This window comes from Streptomyces sp. CB01635, assembly GCF_002803065.1.
Classification (GTDB): Bacteria; Actinomycetota; Actinomycetes; order Streptomycetales; family Streptomycetaceae; genus Streptomyces.
Genome location: NZ_NNBL01000025.1, coordinates 70470 through 87659 on the forward strand (window position 1 = coordinate 70470; position 17190 = coordinate 87659).

Here is a 17190-nt window from a genome sequence, read left to right on the forward strand (position 1 = left end):
GAGAGTGAGCGCGGCCGGCGTCGCCCTGATGCTGGGCGGTGCGGGCCTGCTGCTCGCCGCCGCACCGGCACAGGCCGCCGAGGTCGCGTACAAGACCGAGTGCATCCCGCCCCCGATCTCCGGCCTGCCGCCCGTGGAGGGCACGACGAAGGTGGAGATCACGGCGCCCGCCGAGGCGAAGGTGGGGGACGAGGTGGAGGTCGTCTGGAAGACGACACAGGCCGCCTCGAGCAACCCCGACGTCCTCGACCTGGAGAAGGACACCGTCCAGCCGACCGGCACGGTCAAGGTGGGCGGCGCGCAGACCGCGGACCTGGCGGTGGAGGGCACCCGCACCAACCCGCCGATCAAGAAGAACAGCCCCATGGTGCTCTCCGACATGAAGGGCAAGATCAAGCTGACGGCGCCCGGCGAGGTGACGCTGACCCCGGACAAGTACAACATCAACGTCAGCAAGCCGATCTCGACGGACACCAAGTGCTCGCCCAAGGAGACCGTCAAGCCCGGCGCGACCATCAAGGTCACCGACGCGGGCGGCGCGACCACGGGCGGGCTGCCCACCGGCCTCCCGACGGGCCTGCCCACCGGGCTTCCGACGGGTCTGCCGACCGGGCTCCCCACGGGCGGCACCAGCGGCGGCTCCTCCGGTACGGGCGGCAGTGACACCGGTGGCAGCGACACCGGTGGCAGCGGTGGCGGGAAGAGTGACTTCACCGGCAAGGAAGTCCAGATCCCCTACAAGTGCAAGACGCCCATCGGCGACAAGAGCGCCACCTCGCCGGTGCAGATCAACGCCAAGAAGGACGGCGGGAACTACGGCCTGACGGTCCAGTTCAAGAAGTCCGTCATGGACAGCCCGGCAGACATCCCCGCCGACTCGGTCAAGCCGTCGATGGAGGTCAAGCTGGGCGGCGCCGACAAGGGCACGGTCCATGTGGAGGGCCCCACGAACAAGGAACCCATCAAGTCCGGTGCACCCATCAACATCCCCGACCTCACCGGCACCTACAAGCCGGGCGCCGACGGCAAGTCGACCCTGTCGCCCGGAGTGCTCACGGTGAAGGCCCTCGGTACGACGACCACGTGCACCCCGTCGAAGACGGAGGTCTCGCTGGAGATCGACACGGCGGCCCAGCCGGGCGGCGCGGCCGGCGGCTCGGGCTCCGGGTCGGCGGGCGGCTCGGACACCTCCGGCGGCCTCGCGGAGACAGGCTCCTCGAACGACGGCATCCTGCGTGCCCTCGGCCTGGTCGCGGGCACGGTGATCCTGCTGGGCGGAGCGGTGTTCACGTTCCTGCCGCGCCGGCGCCGGGCGAACTGAACGAACAGCTGAGCCAATGGGCCCGGGGCGCGCACGGTCGCCCCGGGCCCATGTCGGCGTCCCCGGGCCAGTAGTTTCTTGACCCTCACACCGTGTCAGGCGGTCAGCTCGGAGACATCATGTTCACCATCGGAGACTTCGCCCGGCACGGCCGCGTCTCAGTCCGGATGCTGCGTCACTACGACGCGACCGGCCTGCTGCGCCCGGCCCACGTCGACCCTGCGAGCGGCTATCGCTACTACACCGCTGCTCAGCTCGCCCGCCTCAACCGGATCATCGCGCTCAAGGACCTCGGATTCGTCCTTCAGCAGGTGCGGGACATCGTGGACGAGAGGGTCGGTGCCGAGGAACTGCGCGGGATGCTGCGGCTGCGGCGGGCGGAACTGGAGTCCGCAGTGGCTGCCGCAGGGGCCCGGCTGGTCCAGGTCGAGGCGAGGCTCCGAGCGATCGAGAGCGAGGGGCACATGCCCACGAACGACGTTGTCATCAAGAGCGTCCCCGCTGTCCGGGTGGCGGAGCTGACCGCGACCGCCGCGAGTTTCGGGCCCGAGGACATCGGCCCGGTGATCGGGCCGCTCTACGACGAGCTGTTCCGGTGCCTGGGCTCGGCGGGTATTGCCCCCACGGGCCCCGGAGTCGCGTACTACGAGGACGCCCCGGAGGGTGGCGGCAGGATCAGCGTGCACGCCGCCGTCCAGGTCTTTGCCCCTCTTCAGGACGGCGTCTTCCGTGTCCTCGACCTGCCGTCCCTCGACCAGGCGGCGACCATCGTGCACCGCGGTTCGATGGACACCGTGCTCCCCACCGCGCAGACCCTGGCCCGCTGGACCGATGCCAACGGCTACCGGTCGAACGGTTACCCCCGTGAGGTCAACCTGGAGTGTCCCGAGAACGCTGACGACTGGGTGACGGAATTGCAGGCACCGGTGACCCGGGCCTGACCGATCGCCGTCCGCGACAGCAAGACCCCCACGGCTGGACCCGACGGGGCGTACAGCGCTAACGCCGAAGGGCCGCCGCACCGAATCCGGTGCGGCGGCCCTTCACACGTGTACAGGCCGAGCGGAGTGCGTCAGTGCACGTCGCCCATGAGCTCCTTGACCTTCTTGCGGTACATGAAGACCGCGCCACCCGCGATCACCGCGAGCGCGGCCTCCAGGCCCACGACGCCCGTGCCGTTGAGGTCGACGCCGGCTGTGGAGAGCAGACCCGTCACCGCGTCGCCCGCCGTCACCGCGAGGAACCAGACACCCATCATCTGGGAGCCGTACTTCGCCGGGGCCATCTTGGTGGTCACCGAGAGGCCGACCGGGGAGAGCGTCAGCTCGCCGACCGTCTGGACGAAGTAGATCAGGACGAGCCACCAGGGGCTGACCTTGCCGTCGCCCGCGGCCGTCAGCGGCAGCAGGAAGACGAAGAAGGAGATGCCGACGAGGGCCAGGCCGAGCGAGAACTTGGTGACCGTGCTCGGCTCCTTGCCCTTGCGGGCCAGCGCCAGCCAGATCATGGCGGCGACCGGGGCCAGCGCCATGATGATCACCGGGTTCACGGACTGGAACCAGGAGACCGGGAAGTCCCAGCCGAAGACGCTCGTGTTGGCGTGGCTGTCGGCGAAGATCGACAGGGTGGAGCCACCCTGGTCGTAGATCATCCAGAAGACCGCGGCGGCGACGAAGAACCAGATGTAGCCGGAGACCTTGGACTGCTCGGTGCTCGTCAGTTCCTTGTCGCGCTTGATGCGGCCGAGGACCATGATCGGGACGATCAGGCCGACCAGCATGAGCGGGACCATCACCCAGTTCAGGGTGTAGGTGCCGGTGCCCACGACGATGCCGTAGAAGACGACCGCGACGAGCAGCCAGATCATCGACTTCTTCAGCGTGGCGGCACGCTCGGCGGCGTCCAGCGGCTTCGGGACGACCGACGACTTCTCCGACAGGTGGCGGGTGCCCAGCAGGAACTGGCCGAGGCCGATCGCCATGCCGACCGCGGCGAGGGCGAAGCCGAGGTGCCAGTTCACGTTCTGGCCGACGGTGCCGATGACCAGCGGCGCGGCGAACGCGCCGAGGTTGATGCCCATGTAGAAGACGGTGAAGCCGCCGTCACGGCGCGGGTCGTCGGCGCCGTTGTAGAGGTGGCCCACCATCGTCGAGATGTTGGACTTCAGCAGACCCGAACCGACGGCCACGAAGAGCAGACCGACGTAGAAGATGCCGTTCGACGGTATGGCCAGCAGCAGGTGACCGATCATGATCACCGCACCGGCGATCGCGGTCGTCTTGCGGGGTCCCCACACACGGTCGCCGAACCAGCCGCCGGGCATGGCGAGCAGGTACACCGTCGAGACGTAGACGGAGTAGATGGCGATCGCGGTGCCCGCGTCGAGGCCGAGCCCCTCGGGGGCCACCAGGTACAGCGGAAGCAGGGCGCGCATGCCGTAGTAGGAGAAACGCTCCCACATCTCGGTCATGAACAGAGTGGCCAGACCGCGAGGGTGGCCGAAGAAGGTCTTACCGCCGGAGGGTGCCCCGGTGGATTCCTTCGTCAGGCTGGTCGCCATGGAAGTTCCTTGCTGGTACGGGTCGCGGGTCGTGGGTGACCGCGCGGCCAGTGAGGGGGGTGGCCGGCACCGGGACCTGCCGTCCTCCTCCCCACGCCCACAGGGGATCGCCTCCGCGTGCGAAGACGCTTACGGAGACCAGGTACGGCTGTCCCGGGATCCACGCCCCGTGCGCGACTTCGCGTCCGGGGCCCGGCCCACAGGTCATTCCTTCAACGCTGGCGGTGACCAGCTCACACATGAAAGAGACCTTCGCAGCGCGTACGCTCAAAGGCCTTCTTTAGTGCATCAGGCGTTCAGTCACCATACGACACGACAGTGCGGCATATGGAAGGACTTGAGAGATGGATCACAGGCCATGACGGAACCGTTCGCGCGGATTCGAAGGCGTCCTCCAGGATCTCATCCCACAGCCGCAGGTCCACCCGGCCAGGTCACGGCCCTGGCGGATCACCCCCCGGCCGCCGTCCGGCGCGGACTACCATCACTGCATGACCCGTGTACTGCTCGCCGAGGACGACGCGTCCATCTCGGAGCCACTGGCCCGTGCCCTGCGCAGGGAGGGTTACGAGGTCGAAGTGCGTGAGGACGGCCCGACCGCGCTCGACGCGGGACTTCAGGGCAGCATCGACCTCGTCGTACTCGACCTGGGGCTGCCCGGCATGGACGGCCTGGAGGTCGCCCGGCGGATGCGCGCCGAGGGGCACACGGTGCCCGTCCTCATCCTGACCGCCCGCGCCGACGAGGTGGACACCGTCGTCGGCCTGGACGCCGGCGCCGACGACTACGTCACCAAGCCGTTCCGCCTCGCCGAACTGCTCGCCCGCGTACGGGCCCTGCTGCGGCGCGGCGCCGCAGAGCCCCAGCAGCCGCCCGCCACGCACGGGGTCCGCATCGACGTCGAGTCGCACCGCGCGTGGATGGGCGACGAGGAACTCCAGCTCACCGCCAAGGAGTTCGACCTGCTGCGGGTCCTGGTGCGCGACGCCGGCCGGGTCGTCACGCGCGACCAGCTGATGCGCGAGGTCTGGGACACCACGTGGTGGTCGTCGACGAAGACCCTCGACATGCACATCTCCTGGCTGCGCAAGAAGCTCGGCGACGACGCCGCCAACCCGCGCTACATCGCCACGGTGCGCGGCGTCGGCTTCCGTTTCGAGAAGAGCTGACGTACTGGTACAGCTATGCGCCGCCGTCTGATCAACTCCACGCTCGCCGTCGTGCTCGTCGTGATCGCTGTCTTCGGGGTCTCGCTCGTCATCGTCGAGACCCGCACGATCACCAACAGCGCCCAGGAGCGGGTGGACTCCGAGGCGGTCCGGCTCGTCAGCATCGTCGACAGCCGGCTCCTCGGTGACGAACAGGTCACCGGCGCGATCCTGAGGAACCAGGTCGGCCCCGACCGGTACGCCAGGATCGAGCTGCCGGGGCGCGCCCCCATCGAGATCGGTGAGCGCCCCCGAGGGGACGTCATCCAGGCCACCGCCAAGGGCGAGAAGGGCGAGACGGTCACCGTCGAGGAGCCGCGCTCCTCCGTCACCCGCGAGGTCGGCCGCACCCTGCTGATCATCGCCGGGGTGGCGCTGCTCGCCGTCATCGCCGCGGTCCTGCTCGCCGTACGCCAGGCCAACCGGCTCACGTCCCCGCTCACCGACCTCGCGTCCACCGCGGAGCGCCTCGGCTCGGGCGACCCCCGCCCGCGCCACCGCCGCTACGGGGTGGCCGAGCTGGACCGGGTCGCCGACGTCCTCGACTCCAGCGCCGAGCGGATCGCCCGCATGCTGACCGCCGAGCGGCGCCTGGCGGCCGACGCCTCGCACCAGCTCCGTACGCCCCTCACGGCGCTCTCCATGCGCCTGGAGGAGATCACCGTCACCGATGACCTGGACACGGTGAAGGAGGAGGCGACGATCGCCCTCGCGCAGGTCGAGCGGCTCACGGACGTCGTGGAGCGGCTGCTGACCAACTCGCGCGACCCGCGCACGGGGTCCGCGGTCTCCTTCGACCTGGACGAGGTCATCAAGCAGCAGCTGGAGGAGTGGCGCCCCGCCTACCGCAGCGCGGGCCGCGCCATCGTCTCCTCGGGCAAGCGGCATCTGAAGGCCGTGGGCACGCCGGGCGCCGTCGCCCAGGTGCTCGCCGCGCTGATCGAGAACTCGCTCATGCACGGCGGCGGCACGGTCGCGCTGCGCACCCGCGTCACCGGCAACCAGGCCGTCGTCGAGGTCACGGACGAGGGTCCCGGGGTGCCGGGGGACCTGGGGGCGCGGATCTTCGAGCGGACCATCAGCGGCCGCAACTCGACGGGCATCGGTCTCGCGGTCGCCCGCGACCTGGCCGAGGCGGACGGCGGCCGCCTGGAGATGCTCCAGACGAACCCGCCGGTGTTCGGCCTGTTCCTGTCGCGTACGCCGCTGAAGAAGTCGGCGCCGGGTGAGGGGACGGAGACGGTTCGCTAGCCGGCCGGCCGGTGAGCGGCCCCGGTCAGCGGTGGGTGCGCTGGATGTCGGAGCGGCGGTCCTCGCGCCCGTCCCGCCCGTCACGCCCGTCCCCGGCCTCCAGGAACGATTCGGCGCGGGTGACGGCCTCGCGGCCGGGCATGGTCTTGAAGACCCACGTGCGGTACGACCAGAACCGGAACAGCGTCGCGATGCCGATGCCGACGAACTTGAAGACGTTGCGCTGCAGCGAGCTGTCCCAGCCGAAGCCGTAGATCGCCAGGTACAGGACGCCGTTCTCGATCACCAGGCCGACCGCACTGAACGCCAGGAACAGCGAGAGCTCCCGCGTCCGGCCACTCTTGTCGCGGTCACGGTAGGTGAAGTAGCGGAACCCCACGTAGTTGAACGCGATGGCGATGATCGTGGCGATGACGTTCGCCCGCACCGCCTGAAGGTTCGTGGTGTGCCACAGAAAGTTGGAGACACCGAAGTTCACCAGGGTTCCGAGCGCGCCCACGGCACCGAATTTGGCGACCTCGCGACCGAGCCGGTCGAGCCGCGCACGCCAAGTGGCAGGTCCGTTCATCGTGCTCGCCCCAGCCCCCGTAGTTCCGATATATCGACTCAGTCATGCTAACCAGGCGGCAGGTCGGGCGCCTGGGGACGCCTGATCCTGGCACCGCGGGGCGGCCGATACCCTGGGGGTGTGACGTTCCCGGTAGTCGGCATGGTCGGCGGGGGGCAGCTCGCTCGTATGACACACGAGGCGGGCATCCCGCTCGGCATCAAGTTCAAGCTCCTCAGTGACACTCCTCAGGATTCCGCGGCGCAGGTGGTCAGCGATGTCGTCATAGGCGACTATCGCGACCTGGACACGCTGCGTGACTTCGCGCGGGGCTGTGACGTGATCACCTTCGATCACGAGCACGTGCCCACGGAGCACCTGCGGGCCCTGGAGGTGGACGGTATCCCCGTGCGCCCCGGACCCGAGGCGCTGGTGCACGCCCAGGACAAGGGTGTGATGCGCGCGAAGCTCACTCAGATCGGCGCTCCCTGCCCGCGCCACCGCCTCGTGAAGGACCCTGCCGATGTGGCGGCCTTCGCGGCGGAGGGCGCCACTGACGGCGATCCCGCCAGTGATGGGTTCCCCGTGATCCTCAAGACGGTGCGCGGCGGCTATGACGGGAAGGGGGTGTGGTTCGTACGGTCCCTGGACGACGCGGCCGAGCCCTTCAAGGCCGGCGTCCCCGTCCTCGCGGAGGAGAAGGTCGACTTCGTACGGGAGCTCGCGGCCAATGTCGTCCGCTCCCCGCACGGCCAGGCCGTGGCCTACCCCGTCGTCGAGTCCCAGCAGGTCGACGGCGTGTGCGACACGGTGATCGCGCCCGCCCCCGGCCTCGACGAGAACCTCGCCCTGCTCGCCGAGCAGCTGGCGCTCGGCATCGCGAAGGAGCTCGGTGTCGTCGGGCACCTCGCGGTCGAGCTCTTCGAGACCCGCGACGGCCGCATCCTGGTCAACGAACTGGCGATGCGCCCGCACAACTCCGGCCACTGGACCCAGGACGGGGCCGTGACCTCGCAGTTCGCGAACCACGTCCGCGCCGTCCTCGACCTCCCCCTCGGCGACCCGCGCCCGCGCGCCCCCTGGACGGTCATGTGCAACGTCCTCGGCGGCGACTACCCGGACATGTACTCCGCGTACCTGCACTGCATGGCCCGCGACCCGAAGCTCAAGATCCACATGTACGGCAAGGACGTGAAGCCCGGACGCAAGGTCGGCCACGTCAACACCTACGGCGACGACCTGGACGACGTGCTGGAGCGCGCCCGTCACGCAGCCGGCTACCTCAGAGGAACGATCACCGAATGAGCACGTCCCCTGTCGTTGGCATTGTCATGGGTTCCGACTCCGACTGGCCCGTCATGGAGGCCGCCGCCCAGGTTCTCGACGAGTTCGAGATCCCCTACGAGGTGGATGTCGTCTCCGCCCACCGCATGCCGCGCGAAATGATCGCGTACGGCGAGCAGGCGGACGGCCGCGGTCTCAAGGCGATCATCGCGGGAGCCGGGGGGGCCGCCCATCTGCCGGGCATGCTCGCCTCCGTGACCCCGCTGCCCGTCATCGGCGTCCCGGTCCCGCTGAAGTACCTCGACGGCATGGACAGCCTGCTGTCCATCGTGCAGATGCCCGCGGGCGTCCCCGTCGCCACCGTCTCCGTCGGCGGCGCGCGCAACGCGGGCCTCCTCGCGGCGCGCATCCTCGCCACGCACGACGAGGACCTCCTCGGCCGCATGCGGGAGTTCCAGCAGGAGCTGAACGACCAGGCCACGGAGAAGGGCAAGCGGCTGCGGGCCAAGGTCGAGGGCGCGTCCGGCTTCGGCTTCGGGAAGTGACGGCGATGACCACCTCGCTGGAGCGGGCCCGCGCGATACTCGCCGACTTCCCCGTCGTCGACGGCCACAACGACCTGCCGTGGGCGCTGCGTGAGCAGGTCGCGTACGACATCGACGCGCGGGACATCGCCGTCGACCAGAGCGCGCATCTGCACACCGACCTGGCCCGGCTGCGGGCCGGCGGGGTCGGCGCGCAGTTCTGGTCCGTGTACGTGCGCTCGGACATGGCCGGTGACGTGGCGGTCAGCGCCACCCTGGAGCAGATCGACTGCGTCCAGCAGCTGATCGAGCGCTACCCGGCAGACCTGCGCCGCGCGCTGACGGCCGCCGACATGGAGGCCGCCCGCACCGAGGGCCGGATCGCGTCCCTCATGGGCGCCGAGGGCGGCCACTCCATCGACAACTCGCTGGCCACGCTGCGCGCGCTGCACACTCTGGGCGTGCGCTACATGACGCTCACGCACAACGACAACATCGCGTGGGCGGACTCGGCGACGGACGAGCCGGGCGTCGGCGGACTCTCGCCCTTCGGCCACGAGGTCGTGCGGGAGATGAACCGGGCCGGCATGCTCGTCGACCTCTCGCACGTGGCGGCGACCACGATGCGGGCCGCGCTCGACACCTCGGTCGCGCCGGTGATCTTCTCCCACTCGTCCTCGCGCGCGGTGTGCGACCACCCGCGCAACATCCCGGACGACGTCCTGGAGCGGCTGCCCGCGAACGGCGGCGTCGCGATGGCCACGTTCGTGCCGAAGTTCGTCCTCCAGGCCGCCGTCGACTGGACGGCCGCCGCGGACGAGAATCTGCGTGCGCACGGCTTCCACCACCTGGACACGTCGCCGGAGGCCATGAAGCTCCACCGCGCGTTCGAGGAGGCGCGCCCGCGTCCGGTCGCCACCGTCTCCACGGTCGCCGACCACCTCGACCACATGCGCGAGGTCGCCGGCGTCGACCACATCGGCATCGGCGGCGACTACGACGGCACGGCGTTCCTGCCGGACGGCCTCGGCGACGTCTCGGGCTACCCGAACCTGATCGCGGAGCTCGTCGACCGCGGCTGGTCGGACCCCGACCTCGCCAAGCTGACCTGGCAGAACGCGGTACGGGTCCTCGGCGCGGCGGAGGACGTGGCTCGGGACGAGCAGTCCCGCCGCGGTCCGTCGAACGCGACGCTGGAGCAGCTCGACGGCTGAACGGCCTGGCTCGAGGGCCCTGGCCCGACGGCTGAACGACCTGTCCAAAACCTCCGGAGTTCTTCCGCTCCGGAGGTTTGGGCGGCGCGGTGTCGCCCGAACGCGCCGCCCGCCAGGTGGCTGCGGGCCATGCGTGTGACGGTGAGCGTACTGCCGACACCGTCGACGCCCGGAGCTTTGCCATGGCAGACCTGCAGGACGAACTGACCGCCACCGCCGAGACAGGAGAGCTCGACGAGCTCGCCTCACCGACCGAGGAGGCTCCCGAGCCCCCCGCGGACGACACGCTCGCCCGCGCCCGTGCCCTCCTCACGACCCACCCCGTCGCCGACGGCTACTGCGGTCTGCCCGCAACGCTGCGCACCCTGCCCTGGTACGACCTCGAACTGGGCGACAGCTCGGTCGACACCGACCTGCCCCGGCTGCGTGACGGAGGTGTCGGCGCCCTCCTGTGGACGCTGCGCCCGCTGCCCGGCACGGCGCACGCCGAACACCCGGTCACCGCGGTCCTCGAACAGCTCGACTTCGCCAAGCAGGTCGTGGCCGACCACCCCGAGGGCCTGCGCCTGGCCCGCCTCCGAGTCGTGCGACGCCCGCGACTACGGCCGCATCGCCGTCCTCATGGGCCCCGCACCGGCCGCCGCGATCGGGGCCTCCCTCGCCACGCTGCGCGCCCTGCACACGCTCGGCCTGCGCGTGCTCACCCTCACCGGCACCTCCTGGGCCACGGACGCGGGGCTGACCCGGTTCGGCGACGAGGTGGTGCGCGAGATGCACCGGATCGGCGTCCTCGCCGACCTCACCGGCGCCTCCGTGCGCACGGCCCGCCGGGTCCTCGCCCTCACCAAGGCCCCGGTGATCCTCACCCACTCAGGGGCCCTCGCCCTCAACAGCCACCCCGACAACGTCCCCGACGATCTGCTCGCCGACCTCGGCGCGGCCAAGGGCGTGTGCCTCGTGCCGTGCTCCGCGGAGCGCACAGGATCCGGACTCGGCGACGTCGCCGACCATCTGGACCATGTGCGGCGGGTGGCCGGCCCGGAGTCCGTCGGCCTCTCGGGCGCGTACGACACCGGAGCCGTGCACCCGGACGGCCTCGCCGACGTCTCGCGCTATCCGCACCTCATCGCGGAACTGATCGAGCGGGGCTGGCCGGACTCGGATCTGGCACGCCTCACGTGGGGCAACGTCCAACGCGTGCTGCGCGAGACGGAGTTCGCGGCACGAGCGGCCGCGCTGCGCCGCCCGCCGTCGACGGCGAGGATCGAACTCCTCGACACCTGACGGGCGGCCAGGGGAGCGGACTCAGCAGGCGCACAGGCAGAACGGGTGCCCTGCCGGGTCCGCGTAGACCCTCCAGGTGCGCGAGCGGTCCTCCGCGTCGAGGACCTTGGCGCCCAGGGCCAGCACGCCCTTCTCCGCCGTGTCGAGGTCCTCGACCGTGAGGTCCAGGTGGAACTGCTGCGGCCGGTCGGGCGCGGGCCAGGACGGTGCCACGAAGTCGGGCGCCGCCTGGAACGCGAGCGGCCGGCCGCCCGGCACCTCCAGGTCGACCCACGTGCCGTCGTCGCTCGTCACGGTGCCGCCGAGCACCTCCGCGTAGAAATCGGCGAGCGCGCGCGGGTCGGGACAGTCCAGGACGACGACACCCAGCGTGGCGAGAGCCATGACATCTCCTCGGTGTGAGGGTTACCCGTAGAGGCGTGCATGAGGTAACCGCGTTACTGCATGCTCCCGCAAACGACCAACCCTAGGCGGCGGGACGGCCCATCGCCCGGTACGTCCAGCCCGCCTTGCGCCACAGCACCGGGTCCAGCGCGTTGCGCCCGTCGAGGATCAGCTGTGTGCCGGCCAGCTCACCGAGCGCCGCCGGGTCCAGCTCGCGGAACTCGCGCCACTCCGTCAGGTGCAGGACCACATCCGCGCCCCGCACGGCCGCCTCCGCGGACTCCGCGTAGCCGAGCGTGGGGAACAGGCGCCGCGCGTTGGCCATGCCCTTCGGGTCGTAGACCGTGACCTGGCCGCCCTGGAGGTGGATCTGCCCGGCGACGTTGAGCGCCGGTGAGTCGCGTACGTCGTCGGAGTCCGGCTTGAACGTGGCGCCGAGCACCGCGACCCGCTTGCCCAGGAACGAACCCCCGCCGAGCGCCTCACGGGTCATCTCGACCATCTGGCCCCGGCGCCGCATGTTGATGGAGTCGATCTCGCGCAGGAACGTCAGCGCCTGGTCCGCGCCCAGCTCACCGGCGCGCGCCATGAACGCCCGGATGTCCTTGGGCAGACAGCCGCCGCCGAAGCCGATCCCGGCCCGCAGGAACTTGGATCCGATCCGCTCGTCGTAGCCGATCGCCTCCGCGAGCTTCGCGACGTCACCGCCCGCGGCCTCGCAGACCTCGGCCATCGCGTTGATGAAGGAGATCTTCGTCGCCAGGAACGAGTTGGCGGCCGTCTTGACCAGCTCGGCCGTCGGGAAGTCCGTCACCACGAACGGCGAGCCCTGCCCGACCGGCGTCGCGTACACCTCGCGCAGGGTCTTCTCGGCCCGGTCGCTGCGCACACCGACCACGATCCGGTCCGGGTGCAGCGTGTCCTGGACGGCGAAGCCCTCGCGCAGGAACTCCGGGTTCCAGGCGAGCTCGACGTCGCCGCCCGCGGGCGCCAGTTCCAGGATGCGGGCCGCGAGGCGCTCGGCGCTGCCGACGGGCACGGTCGACTTGCCGACGACGAGTGCCGGCTTGCTCAGGTGCCGGGCCAGTGACTCCACCGCGGCGTCGACGTACGACATGTCGCAGGCGTACTCGCCGTGCTTCTGCGGGGTGTTCACGCACACGAAGTGGACGTCACCGAACTCGGCGACCTCGGCCCAGTCCATGGTGAAGCGCAGCCGCCCGGTCGATCCCTCGATCCCGGCGACGTGCTTGCGCAGCAGTTCCTCGAGACCGGGCTCGTACATGGGGACCTCGCCCCGCGTGAGCATCTCGATCTTCTCGGGCACGACATCGAGCCCCAGCACCTCGAAGCCGAGTTCGGCCATGGCAGCGGCGTGCGTGGCGCCGAGGTAGCCGGTGCCGATCACGGTGATCTTCAAGGCCATGAGAGCTCCAGAGGTGTACGGCTGCAGTGCGGCCCCGAGCATAGTCGGGCGTGACGCGGGCCCTCACAGGGCACGTTTCCGCTGTCGCGTAGCTCACGTATCCCTCTGGTGGGCAGACGCATAAAATTTGGGTTACTTAACGGTAATTAGCGTCCTTGGAGCGTGAGACACCTTGGCAGGATCGCCCGAATTCGACCTGTACCGTCCGGCCGAAGAGCACGACATGCTCCGCGAGTCCGTGCGGGCCCTGTGCGAGGCCAAGATCGCGCCGTTCGCCGCGGCGGTGGACGAGGAGGCGCGTTTCCCGCAGGAGGCCCTCGACGCCCTCGTCGCGAACGACCTCCAGGCGGTGCACGTACCGGAGGCTTACGGCGGCGCCGGAGCCGACGCCCTCGCGACCGTCATCGTGATCGAGGAAGTGGCCCGCGTCTGCGCGAGCTCCTCCCTCATCCCGGCCGTGAACAAGCTGGGCTCGCTGCCCGTCATCCTCTCCGGCTCCGAGGAGCTGAAGAAGAAGTACATGACGCCGCTCGCCAAGGGCGCGGGCATGTTCTCGTACTGCCTCTCCGAGCCGGACGCGGGCTCGGACGCCGCGGGCATGAAGACGCGCGCGGTCCGCGACGGCGACTCCTGGGTGCTCAACGGCGTGAAGCGCTGGATCACCAACGCCGGCGAGTCCGAGTACTACACGGTGATGGCCGTCACCGACCCGACCAAGCGCTCGAAGGGCATCTCCGCCTTCGTCGTCGAGAAGTCCGACGAGGGCGTCTCCTTCGGCGCCCCGGAGAAGAAGCTCGGCATCAAGGGCTCCCCGACGCGCGAGGTCTACCTCGACAACGTTCGCATCCCCGCCGACCGCATGATCGGCGAGGAGGGCACCGGCTTCGCCACGGCGATGAAGACCCTGGACCACACCCGCGTCACCATCGCGGCCCAGGCCCTCGGCATCGCCCAGGGCGCCCTCGACTACGCCAAGGGCTACGTCAGGGAGCGCAAGCAGTTCGGCAAGCCGATCGCCGACTTCCAGGGCATCCAGTTCATGCTCGCCGACATGGCGATGAAGATCGAGGCGGCCCGCGCGCTGACGTACCAGGCCGCGGCCAAGTCGGAGCGCGGCGACGCGGACCTCACCTTCCAGGGCGCCGCGGCCAAGTGCTTCGCCTCGGACGTCGCCATGGAGGTCACCACGGACGCCGTCCAGCTCCTCGGCGGCTACGGCTACACCCGCGACTACCCGGTCGAGCGCATGATGCGCGACGCGAAGATCACACAGATCTATGAAGGCACGAACCAGGTCCAGCGGATCGTGATGGCCAGGAACCTGCCGTAACAAGGGTTTCGCTGCGCAGGAGATCCTGGGCCGGCACTGGGCTGGCACTGACCTCCGGGCCGCTTCCGACCTGCACAGACACCACGGCCCCCGGCGTGCTGCCGGGGGCCGTTCGGGTCTGAATTCCGGTGTGTCCGGTCAGGGCAGGATCTCGACGTACCCGTCGGTTCCGTGCACGCGGATCCGCTGCCCGTCCCGGATCAGCCGGGTGGCCTGCTCCACGCCCACGACGGCCGGCAGGCCGTACTCCCGGGCGATCACCGCGCCATGGGTCATCAGGCCGCCCACCTCCGTCACCAGGCCCGCGATTCCGACGAACAGCGGCGACCAGCTGGGGTCCGTGAAGGCCGTGACCAGGATGTCGCCCGCTTCGAGATCGGCTTTCGCCATGTCGAGAATGACGCGGGCCCTTCCCTCGATGGTCCCGGCGGACACCGGCACGCCGATCAGGGAGCCGTCCGGTACGTCGTCGCGCCGGTACGCCCCGGTGACGGCCTCACCGTCCGATGTGAGCACCCGGGGCGGGGTGAGCGCGTGGTACGACCGGAACGCGTCCTTGCGCTCCTTGATGAGCCGGTCATCCACCTGGTTCGAGCGCACGGCGTCGTGGAGTTCCTGGAACGTGAGGTAGAAGATGTCCTCCTTCTCAGGAAGCACGCCCGCCTGCACGAGGCGCTCGGCCTCCTCCAGCAGGGCCTGCTTGTAGACGAAATAGCGGCTGATGATGCCGTACTTGGGGTACTCCCGGTACCCGATGAAGGTTCTGACCCGGTCGATCATCCGCTTGGTCTCGTCGGCCTTCCGGTCCCCGTCCGGCAGGGCCCGCAAGCGGGACAGCACGTCCTGTTCCTTCTGCTGCGCCTTCTGCCGCCCCTGCTCGAAGCGCTGCTTCGCGGCGCCCGGTCCGAAGTTCCTGACGTTGTCGAGGATCACGGGCACGAGCGTGGTGGGGCGCTCGCGCCAGCGGGGCCTCGTGATGTCGATCTCGCCGACGCAGCGCATGCCGTACCGGTCGAGGTAGGCCTCGACGGCGTCGCGTGCTTCGGTCCCGCCCGCGACTTTCGCCAGCTCGTCCAGGAAGGCTGTGTCCCCGGCGTTCTCGACGCCCTGCAGGAACGCCACCACCTCCGGCCGCGTTCGGATCACGTCCGCGACGTCGAGCAGCTCGAGGCCCATCTCCGACGTGATGTTGTCGGGGGCGGACAGGGTGAGCGTGTCAGCCGCGTTCTTCTCGCCCAGCCACTCCTGCAGCTTGTCGTTGAGCCACCACGTGGCCTCCATCCCCGCCATGATCGCCTGAATGCTCAGCGGATCACTGAGGACCCGCTTGTGCTCCTCGAAGGCCTCCAGCAGGAAGTCGAACAGCGCCGGTCCGGTCTTCGTCCGGACGTCGCGCTCCAGCGCGGCGATGGACACCTGGCTGCGCTCGATCAGCTTGGTGACGACGGCCGGATCGGTCTCGATCGGGGCGGGCGCACCGCCGGCCGGCGGCCCCCCGGGGCCCGCGTCCGGGAGCGACGGGACGAAATCGTCGCGGTCGAGGACGGTCTCCAGAGCGTTCCTGATCAGCGGATCGCCCTTCCCCATGGCGTCCAGCAGGCCGGCGCGGCTCGCGGGCGAGGCCAGGCGCCGGGTGACGTCGACGAACAGCCTCCCGCCGGCCTCGTGCATCGGCACCATGGCCGTCAGCTGCCACATGGAGAACCCCAGGGGCTTCATGGGGTCGGTCATCATCTGCCCGTGACCGACGGAGACGTAGACGTGGTTCTCCTGGTCGAGGGTCTCGGGGACGGGGAACAGCGTCGTGATCGGCCGGCTCTGAACGATCTGGAAGTCATCGTCGACCAGGCACCATTCGATGTCCTGCGGGCGGCCGAAGTGCGCTTCGATCCGCCGCCCGAGCTGCACGAGCCGCACGGCCTGAGCGTCCGTCAGCGCCGGCTGCTCCTGCCGCTGCGAGTCGATTGCCACTTCCTGCGTACCGCCGGCCGGCAGGGCGTGAACCGCACGCTGTTTGGCGGCGATCGCCTTGGCGACGACCTCGCCGTTTCGCACCTTGAAGACGTCCGGGTTCACCAGGCCGGAGACCAGGGCCTCGCCGAGACCGAAGCCGGCGTCCACGGTGGCGACCTTCCGGTTGCCCGTGACGGGGTCGGCCGTGAACAGGATGCCGGCCGCATGCGGGAAGACCATCTGCTGCACGACCACGGCCATGTGGACCGTACGGTGGTCGATGCCGTTGCGCTGGCGGTAGGTCACGGCCCGCTCGGTGAACAGCGAGGCCCAGCACCGGCTGACGTGCTGGAGGATCGCCGTCGGCCCCATGACGTTCAAATACGTGTCCTGCTGGCCGGCGAAGGAGGCCGTGGGCAGGTCCTCCGCCGTCGCGCTGGACCGGACGGCGTAGGCGGCCTGCTCGCCGGGCTCGCCTCGCCGGCCGAGCGCGCGGGTGATCGCCGCCGCGAGATCGTCCGGGACGGCGATCCCCTCGACGGTCCGGCGGATCTCCGCGCTCAGCGTACGGATCGCCTCCCGGTCGTCCGGGTTCAGGCGCGCCAACTGGTCGAGCCGCTCGTCGATCGACGCTTCCGCCATGATCCGCCGGAAGGCGTCCGTCGTCACGCAGAAGCCGGCCGGCACGCGGACGCCTTCGATCCGCGACAGCCCGCCCAGGTGCGCGCCCTTGCCACCGACGACCGCGACCTGCGTCTCGCCGACCTCTTGAAGATCCAACACGTACTGCTCACTCATCGCGTCACCTCCGAGGCGGCCGTGCTCCGTTGTACTGCGGTGGCCGATCGAGTCACCGGGGCCTCTCCCACTCCGTCGAACCTCTTGCCGAGCACCCCGCGCCTCC

At 70.0% G+C, this 17190-nt stretch carries 13 protein-coding genes and 1 pseudogene; 9 read left to right on the forward strand and 5 right to left on the reverse strand.

Annotated elements, in window-relative coordinates:
• Positions 1–28 precede the first annotated feature (28 nt).
• Together CG723_RS37130 and CG723_RS37135 are read left to right on the forward strand one after the other, a co-directional pair.
• The gene (locus CG723_RS37130; RefSeq protein ID WP_199842049.1) at positions 29–1321 is read left to right on the forward strand and encodes a hypothetical protein; all 1293 of its coding nucleotides are present in this window, start codon (positions 29–31) and stop codon (positions 1319–1321) included.
• Between the two features lie 119 nt (positions 1322–1440).
• A complete protein-coding gene (locus CG723_RS37135; protein WP_100597939.1) occupies positions 1441–2262 on the forward strand; it encodes a MerR family transcriptional regulator in 822 nt (273 codons plus the stop codon).
• A gap of 131 nt (positions 2263–2393) precedes the next feature.
• On the opposite strand, the gene CG723_RS37140 is transcribed toward CG723_RS37135, so the two are convergent.
• Positions 2394–3881 (reverse strand): peptide MFS transporter, encoded by a 1488-nt coding sequence (locus CG723_RS37140; protein WP_100597940.1) that lies wholly within the window; start codon positions 3879–3881, stop codon positions 2394–2396.
• A gap of 491 nt (positions 3882–4372) precedes the next feature.
• Between CG723_RS37140 and CG723_RS37145 the strand changes: the two genes are divergently transcribed.
• Both CG723_RS37145 and CG723_RS37150 read left to right on the forward strand, forming a co-directional pair.
• Positions 4373–5050 carry a response regulator transcription factor gene (locus CG723_RS37145; RefSeq protein ID WP_100597941.1) on the forward strand — a complete coding sequence of 226 codons (678 nt, stop codon included), beginning with the start codon at positions 4373–4375 and terminating at the stop codon, positions 5048–5050.
• Between the two features lie 15 nt (positions 5051–5065).
• Positions 5066–6340 carry an ATP-binding protein gene (locus CG723_RS37150; protein WP_100597942.1) on the forward strand — a complete coding sequence of 425 codons (1275 nt, stop codon included), beginning with the start codon at positions 5066–5068 and terminating at the stop codon, positions 6338–6340.
• Between the two features lie 25 nt (positions 6341–6365).
• Here CG723_RS37150 and CG723_RS37155 read toward each other — a convergent pair whose 3' ends face one another.
• Positions 6366–6908, reverse strand: coding sequence for a GtrA family protein (locus CG723_RS37155; RefSeq protein ID WP_100597943.1), 543 nt, complete (start codon positions 6906–6908; stop codon positions 6366–6368).
• A gap of 120 nt (positions 6909–7028) precedes the next feature.
• Here CG723_RS37155 and CG723_RS37160 point away from each other — a divergent pair, with 120 nt between their 5' ends.
• From CG723_RS37160 to CG723_RS37175, 4 genes and pseudogenes are all read left to right on the forward strand, one after another.
• On the forward strand, positions 7029–8192 hold the full coding sequence (locus CG723_RS37160) for a 5-(carboxyamino)imidazole ribonucleotide synthase (protein ID WP_199842045.1): 1164 nt from the start codon (positions 7029–7031) through the stop codon (positions 8190–8192).
• Positions 8189–8716 carry a 5-(carboxyamino)imidazole ribonucleotide mutase gene (purE, locus tag CG723_RS37165; RefSeq protein WP_100597945.1) on the forward strand — a complete coding sequence of 176 codons (528 nt, stop codon included), beginning with the start codon at positions 8189–8191 and terminating at the stop codon, positions 8714–8716. Before CG723_RS37160 ends, purE begins: the two co-directional genes overlap by 4 nt.
• 5 nt (positions 8717–8721) lie before the next feature.
• Positions 8722–9909 (forward strand): dipeptidase, encoded by a 1188-nt coding sequence (locus CG723_RS37170; RefSeq protein ID WP_100597946.1) that lies wholly within the window; start codon positions 8722–8724, stop codon positions 9907–9909.
• Positions 9910–10091: 182 nt separating this feature from the next.
• Positions 10092–11193 (forward strand): annotated as a pseudogene (locus tag CG723_RS37175) (dipeptidase).
• 21 nt (positions 11194–11214) lie between these two features.
• Here CG723_RS37175 and CG723_RS37180 read toward each other — a convergent pair.
• Both CG723_RS37180 and CG723_RS37185 read right to left on the reverse strand, forming a co-directional pair.
• The gene (locus tag CG723_RS37180; RefSeq protein ID WP_100597947.1) at positions 11215–11577 is read right to left on the reverse strand and encodes a VOC family protein; all 363 of its coding nucleotides are present in this window, start codon (positions 11575–11577) and stop codon (positions 11215–11217) included.
• A gap of 82 nt (positions 11578–11659) precedes the next feature.
• Positions 11660–13003: a UDP-glucose dehydrogenase family protein gene (locus CG723_RS37185; RefSeq protein ID WP_100597948.1), complete on the reverse strand. Its 1344-nt coding sequence runs from the start codon at positions 13001–13003 to the stop codon at positions 11660–11662.
• A 172-nt stretch (positions 13004–13175) separates the two neighbouring features.
• Here CG723_RS37185 and CG723_RS37190 point away from each other — a divergent pair, with 172 nt between their 5' ends.
• Positions 13176–14333 carry an acyl-CoA dehydrogenase gene (locus CG723_RS37190; protein WP_100597949.1) on the forward strand — a complete coding sequence of 386 codons (1158 nt, stop codon included), beginning with the start codon at positions 13176–13178 and terminating at the stop codon, positions 14331–14333.
• A 138-nt stretch (positions 14334–14471) separates the two neighbouring features.
• Here CG723_RS37190 and rph read toward each other — a convergent pair whose 3' ends face one another.
• Positions 14472–17084: a rifamycin-inactivating phosphotransferase gene (gene rph, locus CG723_RS37195; protein ID WP_100597950.1), complete on the reverse strand. Its 2613-nt coding sequence runs from the start codon at positions 17082–17084 to the stop codon at positions 14472–14474.
• Positions 17085–17190 lie beyond the last annotated feature (106 nt).